The sequence below is a fragment of the Candidatus Jordarchaeum sp. genome, from assembly GCF_052745115.1.
Map to the genome: position 1 here is coordinate 1 of NZ_JBRAKS010000515.1, position 1,944 is coordinate 1,944.

Genomic DNA, 1,944 nt, shown 5'->3' on the forward strand with positions numbered 1-1,944 from the left:
ATTTTCCAAACTCCTTCACCTGAATATTATAATTTTATTTTTAATTTATTTTCGATTATTTTCTATATCAATTTTATTTTTAAACCGTTTAATTAATAATTCCAAAAAATACTTAATAATATTCCATCATTAGAAGTATCCACCCAACCTTTAAGTTTAAATAATCATCGCTTAAAAATTTTATTGGGTGTTTGAGATGAAAGAGAGAAGGGGGCTACTTAATCCAAGTGCTATCCTTACCTTATTTTTAGCAGGGGGCGTTTTAGCCTACATTGTAGGGATATTTAATGGTTTTCTATTTCTCTTTGGAGGTGCTTTATTCCAGATTGTTGATTACAACATCGTTTTCAGTACGCCCTTGTGGTTTCTTGCTTTTTACCCCTATTTTTCTATAGTTTCTCTTCCAAGCTTCTTTATTCCATATTACGGTCTTCCCCCACTTTCTCTCTGGTTTTTACTGCTTGGAGCAGCATCTATTATATTCGCTCTGTTCAGCAGATATATCGGAGTTTCTTTTGCCGCCTTCACAGCTGTAATTTTCGGAGTAATTCAGTTTCTACTAATATCCTCAATTACGGGCTTAAACCTCACTGGGACTAATTTCACGTTTTTACCTACTATTCCCGGGGGCATGCTTCCATACCTCATCTTACTTTTTGAAAAAAACACGATTGCCTTGATAATTTCCATAATCTTATTTGGTGCAGGAACCGTATATGTTCAACGCATCCAACACATAGAAGCTAAAAAGTCACTAAGTAGGTTTGAAGCTCCCAGTTTAGAGCATTTCGAAATACTCAAAGCCACACAAATAAGAAATAGTCTTATTGTTTTGCTCCTCTTCATATTTCTCATCGCAGCTATTTATGGCGGACTCTTGTTACAATTAGAGTTTCCTAATTATTATCCTTTTATGGGCCTTCTTAACTGGAACAACGCAGTCTTCTCTAACAGCTCGATCATCACTCTTTACCTATTTTTAATCCCGATAGTAGTAATGTTACATTATAGTGATTTGAATAAGTTTTTAGCAAAGAATTACACATCTATAATTATAAAAACTTTAGAGAAGAGGCCCGTATTACAACTTGAGGAGATTCAGAGAAGTCTTAAAGTGGAAGAAGTAAAACAGAAATACTTTGAAAATCTGGTGGGAAAGGTTTGCTCCGAGGCTGAAAAACTGGGGAATCCCGTGGGGATTTACAAGGATTACGTGTATTTAGAAAAGCCTCTTGTACATATAGCCCAAAAAGAAATTCAGAAAGAGGAACGCGCAGACGTTTACAAAATAGCCTCAGAGATATTTGTTCATCCCGAAATTCTCATAGAAATCTATAGAGTCTTAACATTTAAGGGTAAAATTAAGGGATTTACAATAACCAGTGAAGGTTTCTTAACCAAATACCAATACCAACTATTCGGAGTATTTAAGGTTTAAGATCAGCCATCATTCCCTCACTAAAATGTGGTTAATTGAATATAATTACTATAATTGAAAAGTTTAAATAATTACTGCCGGAACATATAATAAGGATCTGAATGGAGATGGAGAGCAGTTACCGGAAAAAAAGAGGAGGAAGTTACCTACTAATACGTATAATGGTTTTTGCAGCTCTTGCTCTAGGTCTGCTTATCTACTGTTCGGGTCTTCTGGGAGGATTCTTTCAGTCATCGGCATTTTATATTCAATACTGGCAATTGTCAAACTCTTTCACCATAGGCCAATTTCTGCTTTTCCAAATATACCCTAGGTTTGTTTCAATTGTTTTGCCAATATTTTTAGTTGCTGAAGAGTTTACACCCCTTACTCTCATTTTTCTTACTTTTGCATTTGCAGCGGTGGCTTCAATCTCTCTTAACAAGGTTAGGATAACTATTTTTTGCACTGTTTCAGCTTCACTAACTGCGCTTACACAATATATTTGTATACTACCCCTAGTGGGA

Annotated in this window: 2 protein-coding genes; one reads left to right on the top strand and one right to left on the bottom strand. The window is 35.2% G+C overall.

The features are described 5' to 3' along the window. The first annotated feature begins 196 nt into the window (after positions 1-196). Positions 197-1,438, top strand: coding sequence for a hypothetical protein (locus ACUVXA_RS20325; protein ID WP_445873118.1), 1,242 nt, complete (start codon positions 197-199; stop codon positions 1,436-1,438). 247 nt (positions 1,439-1,685) lie between these two features. Here ACUVXA_RS20325 and ACUVXA_RS20330 read toward each other — a convergent pair. After that, positions 1,686-1,944: hypothetical protein (locus tag ACUVXA_RS20330; RefSeq protein WP_445873119.1), on the bottom strand; the 259-nt coding region annotated here is incomplete at its 5' end.